The following is a 7,440-nucleotide window of genomic DNA, read 5'->3' as shown; positions in this document are numbered from 1 at the left end:
ATATTAGCCATCTACTACTACTACTACTACTACTACTACTATTATACTTTTAAAAGTTATTAAAAAAAAAAATAAGCTCTTATACTTTTATATAAGAGCTTATTTATAATATCTTGTTATATAAATTATATTAACGCACTGGATATAGTCCACATGTATATTTTTCTCCTTCAGGGCAATATTGAAGTCTTTCACACTTTGCTCCTGCAGGATCAAAAATAGCAGGTATAATCATTCGGCAATGTTTGAGCATCATGTATGCTACATTTCTAATTTCCCATTGAGCTCGAAAACAACATCTATGCTCAAAAAAGTTTAATAATGCACGACAATTCATTGTCATAACAATATTTGTTGCAGCTGCTTGTGGTAAAACAAACCGAGCATCTTCAATAGAAGAAGCTGTTCTTTTACCAGATTCAAGCAAAGCCTTCAGCTCTCTATAGTCCTCTCCTATTCTCTCCATAAGTTCTGTAAATTTTTCAAGTGCTTTAGGATCCTTAGCTATAGAAGGAGGAACAATATATTCAAACTTTGATCCATCCACATACCGTTGACTCTGCTGAGAGTAGGAAGCCAGTCTATGACGGATCAGTTGATGTGTAAGTGCTCTTGAAACACCACTAATAGCAAACGTAAAACTTACATGTTCAATAGGACTTGTATGGCCTGATTCAATTAATGAATGGATAAAACTAGCTTGTTTCTCTTTTGGTATTTCTCCATCAAGAAGTTTCTTCCACATATCTCCAACAAATCCAGCATGATAACACTGTCTAAATGATGCATAAATAACTGACAACGGTTCTGGTGTATAGGATAATAATTCAACCCTAGGGGTAACTCCAGGCATATATGCTCCAATAAGATTAATCCGTTAAATTTAAATGCTTATAAGCCTTCACCGTAGCCATACGACCACGGGGGGTACGCTTCATAAAACCACACTGAATAAGATAAGGTTCATAAATATCTTCAATTGTACGAACCTCTTCAGAACATGCAACTGCTAATGTTTTTATTCCTACAGGACCTCCAGCAAAAAGCTCAATAAGGACAGTAAGAAGTTTTCGATCCATCTGATCTAAACCTTTTTCATCCACATCAAGTTTCTGTAATGCATGATTTACAAGCTCTTCATCTACAGTTGCTGAGCCAAAAACAGCTGCAAAATCTCTAACACGTCTTAATAAACGGTTAGCTATTCTCGGCGTACCTCTAGAGCGTCGACCAATTTCTATAGCGCCTTTTTTAGTAATAGGAACATTAAGAATACGACTTGTACGCAAAATAATTTGTGATAACTCTTCAGGTGTATAAAATTCAAGTCGGCTAATAATTCCAAAACGATCACGCAAAGGAGAAGATATAAGACCAATACGTGTTGTAGCTCCTACAAGGGTAAAAGGTTCCAATTCAATTTTTACTGTACGAGCAGCTGGTCCTTGTCCAATAACTAAATCCAGTTTATAATCTTCAAGTGCAGGATATAAAATTTCTTCCACTGTAATGGGCATTCTATGAATTTCATCAACAAATAGTATATCATGCTTTGAAAGATTTGTTAGTATTGCTGCAAGATCTCCACTACGCTCAAGGACAGGACCAGAAGTACAAATAAGGTTTACCCCTAGTTCTGCTGCAATAATTTGAGCTAGGGTTGTTTTTCCAAGCCCTGGATTTCCATAAAATAATGTATGATCCATAGCCTGACCACGATCACGAGCAGCATTTAAAAACACTTTAAGATTTTCACGTAACTCTTCTTGACCAATAAAATCATCGAGTCGAGAAGGGCGAATACTATCATCTTTTTCTCTATAAAGTGTCTCATCAGGGTAAGAAGACTGCATTATTTCAGGCATTGTTACCCCTTTACCAGCTGTTTCAGACATCTTCTAAGAGCACTACCAACATCTAAATCTGGTTCATGTTGCAAAACGGACTTTATAACTACAGAACTTTCTTCTTTAGTATATCCTAGTCCTTGAAGACCTGTTAATATATCATAAAAAAGACTTTGACCAATAGAAGGGGAAGAAGATGTAGTACTATTTCCATCAATTTGAAGTTTATATTTAAGTTCAAGAAAAATATGTTGTGCTGTCTTCTTTCCAATTCCAGATACACGAGTAAGAGCAAAAATATCTTCTTCTATAACACATTGTCTTAGATCATTTGGTCGAAAAGTTGAAAGCATGTTAAGTGCTGTACGTGCACCGACTTTAGATATAGATGTTAAAACAATAAACGTTTGTCGCTCATCCCATGTTTCAAAGCCAAACAGTTCTTGTATATCTTCCCGTACAATATGACAAATATAAAAACGTACTTGTTCTCCTTTATTAGGTAATGTTGAACGTGTAGGTGTAGTTAAAAAAACTTCATACCCAATACCACTAGAGGTAGCAACAACACAGCTTGTTTCTCCAAACTCTGCAATATATCCTTCAAGATATGCAATCATACTATTCCTAAAGAGTAACCTCTTCTTCTATATCTTTATTGTGTTGTATACTAAAGCTTAGCTTATGAAAAGAGCTTACTATTTGGAATTAATCTAAATATGTAACTATATTCTATAGATAGAATATAATTTAAAGAATATATTTTCTTATCATAAAATTTTATGATAAGAAACATTAACATTTTTATATTACTTATTATTTATAGATAAATAACATAAGCTATATAGTAAATGTAGTAGTGATAAGAAAAAGGGGGTAGCGTATATATGTCTATAGCCAAATTCTTTTCTAATCAGACTGCTTTACTTTGGAAGTTCATGAGTTATTTCCAACCACCAGTTGTAAGAATACTTCATATTGTTATTACATTACTTATAGTTATTAACCTTATTCTTGGATATGGCTTTTTATGTTCTACAAAAAATCCAGATACATATATAATATGTAGTAGTCTCCTCTGGGTCCATATTTCTATTGGTATCCTTCTTACACTATTAACATTACTCTTCATACCTGCATGTCTTTTCCATAGAGGTATAAGGCACTTTTATCCTTATCTATGGGGTGATACTAAACAACTTATAAAAGATTTAAAAGTAAGCTTATCTTTTAAACTTATACCCCCAACAAGTGGTGGTTTAGCTGCTGTTGTTCAAGGACTTGGATTAGGAGCTTTACTTCTTACAGAATTAGCAGGAATAATTTGGTTTATTGGATGGCAAACAGATGGACTTTATGCACACTTTTTTAAAGAAGTACATAAAGTCAGTGCTACCCTTTTAGCCCTCTACCTTTTAGGACATGGAACTATGGCTACTATTCACTTTATTGTATGGCAACGAAGAGTAGCCCGAAAAAAAATGAGACAAAAAAAGTCTGACTAAAAAAACAACTATACTTCAAATATAGGATAAAAAACTGTTCCTTTTTGATTATTCTACAATGTATATATAATGTGCTGCTAAAGATTGCTTTTCAAAGCTAAAAAACTTTATCACCAAAGGTAGCAAAAAAATATTAACTACCCATAAAGTTGGTAGTGATTTTATACTAGAATAAGTATAGATGTAACTATAATAAACTAATAAAATTTACATATGAGTTATAATTAATAAATAAAAATTTAAACCTCTAAACCTTAATTATCTAGTAGATAACTTAATAAAAAGTATTAATATCAAACTAGTTAGAGGTGTTAAACAATGGCTTATGTTTCTTATATATCTGGAAAGCATTTATCCTCCTCTCAGGAGAACTACAGCTTAGTATTGCAACACCTCCTCTTAACTACCTATAACTATCAAAATTTAATGTTATAATAGATAAAAGAGACTATCATCCTTAACTAATTCATCTAATTTAATAAATATAGTTGATAATGAATATAGTCATTTTGAATTGGTAGCAAGGGAGGGAATTGAACCCCCGACCCTGCGGGTATGAACCGCATGCTCTAACCAACTGAGCTACCTTGCCATACAAAGATTGTGGACTAAATACCTGATTCATCCTTATTTGACAAGTGTTTTTTATAATACTTATTTATTCTGTTACCTATAGTTTAACTTATCCTAATGACTATAAAACTATATTTATTTATAGTTTATTATAAATTTTATTCTTAGTGAGTCAAACTTAAAAGTAGAGCTTACTAATTTAGGTTAATATCCAAGTAAAGCCCCATGAAACTGATATATTACACATAATATAGGATCTCTAAAACTTCACTTTTCAGTATAGAAAATATTTTTATGCCTTTCTTCTCTAAACAGAGTTATAATATAATCTAACCACTATCTACAGTTAGAATTTTTAATTACAAATCACTACCCTAATCTCACACTATGATTGACACAGATGTGATAATAACCGAAAAAAGAACAAAACTTATCTTAAAATTACTATATATAATAAATGAGTTTTAGGCCATGAAACGTATACTTAATACAAGTTTTAGACCACATGGGAAAAAAGATATCTTTTTTTGTGAAGATCCTTTCATTATGAAAGGAGACAAAGTTGTTGTAGAACTAGAGCAGGGGATAAGCCTTACACAAGTTGTAGATATATTACAAAGTCTTCCTAACTCCATTGATCCTTTAACTGTTCCATCCATCATTCGTAAAGCAACACAGAAAGATTTAGAACAAGTTAATAAAAATAAAGAGTTTTCAAAAAATGCTTTTGCATTTTGTAAATCATGCATTCATGAACATCAACTCCCAATGAAACTTGTTGATGTAGAAATTACCTTGGATCAGAGCAAATACATCTTTTATTTTACTGCACCTAACCGCATTGATTTCCGTGACCTTATAAAAGATCTTATAAGAGAATATCATGCTAAAATAGAACTTCGCCAAATTGGTGAACGTCATGAAACACAACTTACTGGTGCTATTGGCAATTGCGGCAGAGTCTGTTGTTGCCGACGATTTTTAAAAGACTTTTCACCTGTCTCTATAAAAATGGCAAAAGAACAAAACGTATTTCTAAATCCCTCAAAAATCTCAGGAAGCTGTGGTAAACTTCTTTGTTGCCTTAGCTATGAACAAGAAAATTATCAAATATTTAACAAACAAAGTCCAAAAATTGGTAAACGTTACCAAACAGATCAAGGTAGTTTAAAAGTCATCCGAACAAATCTGTTCAAAAATACTATTACTGTACTTAACATGTCTAATGAAGAAATTGAATACACACTTGAAGAATGGGATAAACTTCATCCCACACATACTACTCCTCAAACAATTAAACAAAATATACCTCACCAAAATAAAACTTCACATCCCTCTTCTGATTTTCTAACACTTTTATCAGATCATGATACCAATAAAATAGACGATAACTCTCTTGATACTATTCTTACAGAAAGTTAGTAATACTAGGTCTATAAATAGAAAAAACTTTTATCTTCTATACACTAAAAGATAACTATGCTATTAGAAAAAAATAACTAAACCTAACAAGAGAAAAAATAGACATTTATGTAACACTGAAAAAGGAGTATGTGTGTCTTCTACTTATTATATCTCAACACCTATTTACTATGTAAATGCACGTCCTCATCTTGGTCATGCATATTCAACAATTGTTGCTGATGTATTACAACGTTTTTATTCTATCTTAGGAGAAAAAACTTTCTTTCTTACAGGTACAGATGAACATGGAGAAAAAATTATTCAAGCAGCAGAAGCTGCAGGATATTCAACACAAGAGTTTGTAGACTCTATAAGTAGACAATTTCAAAATCTCTGGCCTCAACTCAATATCACATATGATGCATTTATCAGAACTACAGATTTACAACATAAAGAAGCAGTTCAAAAATTTCTTCAACATATCTATGATGCTGGTGACATCTATTTTGGAGAGTTTGGAGGGTATTATTGTTTAGGATGTGAACGTTTTTATACAGAAAAAGAACTAGAAGATGGTTTTTGTCCTCAACACAAAACAAAACCAGAGTTTATTGAAGAACAGAACTACTTTTTCAAAATGTCTAAATATCTCTCATGGCTTATAGAGTATCTTCAACAACATCCAAATCTTATTCGACCAGAGAGATATAAAAATGAAGTTCTCTCTCTACTAGAAAGTGGAGCATTAGAAGATTTATGTATATCACGTCCAAAAACTCGACTTCCATGGGGTATTGAATTGCCCTTTGATACAAACTATGTATGCTATGTTTGGTTTGATGCCCTTATAAGCTATATTTCTGCATTAAACTGGCCAACTGGTGAATACTATAAAACATTTTGGCCTGGAGAACATCTTATTGCTAAAGACATATTAAAACCTCATGCTGTCTTTTGGCCCACTATGCTTAAGTCCGCTGGTCTTCCAATGTATAAGCATTTAAATGTACATGGATACTGGTTGAATCGTGATACTAAGATGTCAAAGTCTTTAAATAATGCTATAGATCCTATTACTCTTATTCAGCAATATGGCCTTGATGCTTTTCGTTACTTCCTTATACGAGAGATGAATTTTGGCTCTGATGCTAACTTCTCTGAAGAATCGCTTAAACATCGTATTAATTCTGATCTTGCGAATGATCTTGGGAATTTATTTAACCGTGTTCTTTCAATGTCAACTAAATATTTTAAAAGCTTATTACCTGAAGCTAAAGAGTACACAGAACCTGATATGCAATTACGTCAACTTACTGAGAATGCACAATATAACTATATACAACTCATGAAAAATATGCGTCTTTCTCAAGCAGTTGAAGCTTTATGGGAACTTATTCGTGCACTAAACAAATATATAGACACTCAAGCACCATGGAAATTATTTAAAGAAGGACAAACTGATCGTCTGAAAACGGTCATTCGACTTACATTAGAGTGTATGAGAAAAGTAGCCATTAGCTTATGGCCAATCATGCCAGAAATAACCATTACTATGTTAAAACAGTTAGGAATCTCAACATCTAAATCAAAAAAATATGGGAATATACCTACCACATGTATAAATAATGATATTCATGCTTGGGAGCAGTTAACAACAGGAACTATGCTTGCACCAACATCAAATTTATTCCCTAGAATAGAGCTAAAAGAAGAAATAAGTGATAAGGAAAATAAAATGTCTTTCCAATCCAACGGGTCACAACCATCAATATATGAACAAGAAGAAATATCTTTTAATGACTTGCAAAAAGTTGAAATACGTATAGGCACTATAGTAGAGGCATCAAAACATCCAAATGCAGATAATCTTCTATGTTTTTCTATCGATATAGGAGAAAACAAGCCTCGACAAATTCTTTCAGGTATTGCTCAACAATATACTCCAGAGTCAATGCTTGGCAAACAAGTATGTGTTGTCACAAACCTTGCTCCTAAAAAAATTAGAGGAATTGAATCTCAAGGTATGATTCTCTTTGCAAAAACACCTAGTGGACTTTCTTTAGTAACCGTAGAGTCCCCTGTACCTACTGGAAGTATTGTTTCATAACTTC

6 protein-coding genes and 1 tRNA gene are annotated in these 7,440 nt (G+C 32.6%); 3 read left to right on the top strand and 4 right to left on the bottom strand.

What is annotated here, in order from left to right:
- Positions 1 to 130: 130 nt before the first annotated feature.
- Genes thyX through ruvA form a run of 3 tightly spaced genes read right to left on the bottom strand, consistent with a single transcriptional unit; the run spans position 131 to position 2,467 of the window.
- Positions 131 to 853 carry an FAD-dependent thymidylate synthase gene (gene thyX / locus LI_RS06475; RefSeq protein WP_011527266.1) on the bottom strand — a complete coding sequence of 241 codons (723 nt, stop codon included), beginning with the start codon at positions 851 to 853 and terminating at the stop codon, positions 131 to 133.
- Between the two features lie 16 nt (positions 854 to 869).
- Positions 870 to 1,853, bottom strand: a complete 984-nt coding sequence (ruvB, locus tag LI_RS06470; RefSeq protein ID WP_113613298.1) for a Holliday junction branch migration DNA helicase RuvB — start codon at positions 1,851 to 1,853, stop codon at positions 870 to 872.
- Between the two features lie 14 nt (positions 1,854 to 1,867).
- A complete protein-coding gene (ruvA, locus tag LI_RS06465; protein WP_011527264.1) occupies positions 1,868 to 2,467 on the bottom strand; it encodes a Holliday junction branch migration protein RuvA in 600 nt (199 codons plus the stop codon).
- A 267-nt stretch (positions 2,468 to 2,734) separates the two neighbouring features.
- On the opposite strand from ruvA, the gene LI_RS06460 reads away from it, so the two are divergent.
- Positions 2,735 to 3,352 (top strand): cytochrome b/b6 domain-containing protein, encoded by a 618-nt coding sequence (locus tag LI_RS06460; protein ID WP_011527263.1) that lies wholly within the window; start codon positions 2,735 to 2,737, stop codon positions 3,350 to 3,352.
- A gap of 515 nt (positions 3,353 to 3,867) precedes the next feature.
- Here LI_RS06460 and LI_RS06455 read toward each other — a convergent pair.
- Positions 3,868 to 3,944 (bottom strand) — tRNA-Met (locus LI_RS06455).
- Between the two features lie 452 nt (positions 3,945 to 4,396).
- On the opposite strand from LI_RS06455, the gene LI_RS06450 reads away from it, so the two are divergent.
- Together LI_RS06450 and metG are read left to right on the top strand one after the other, a co-directional pair.
- Positions 4,397 to 5,347 (top strand): PSP1 domain-containing protein, encoded by a 951-nt coding sequence (locus LI_RS06450; RefSeq protein ID WP_011527262.1) that lies wholly within the window; start codon positions 4,397 to 4,399, stop codon positions 5,345 to 5,347.
- 133 nt (positions 5,348 to 5,480) lie between these two features.
- The gene (gene metG, locus LI_RS06445) at positions 5,481 to 7,436 is read left to right on the top strand and encodes a methionine--tRNA ligase (protein ID WP_011527261.1); all 1,956 of its coding nucleotides are present in this window, start codon (positions 5,481 to 5,483) and stop codon (positions 7,434 to 7,436) included.
- The last annotated feature ends 4 nt before the right edge of the window (positions 7,437 to 7,440 follow it).

It is taken from the genome of Lawsonia intracellularis PHE/MN1-00 (assembly GCF_000055945.1).
GTDB classification, from domain to species: Bacteria; Desulfobacterota; Desulfovibrionia; order Desulfovibrionales; family Desulfovibrionaceae; genus Bilophila; species Bilophila intracellularis.
The sequence above is the reverse complement of the archived record's forward strand: the minus strand, read 5'-3'. Positions and strand labels throughout refer to the sequence as shown.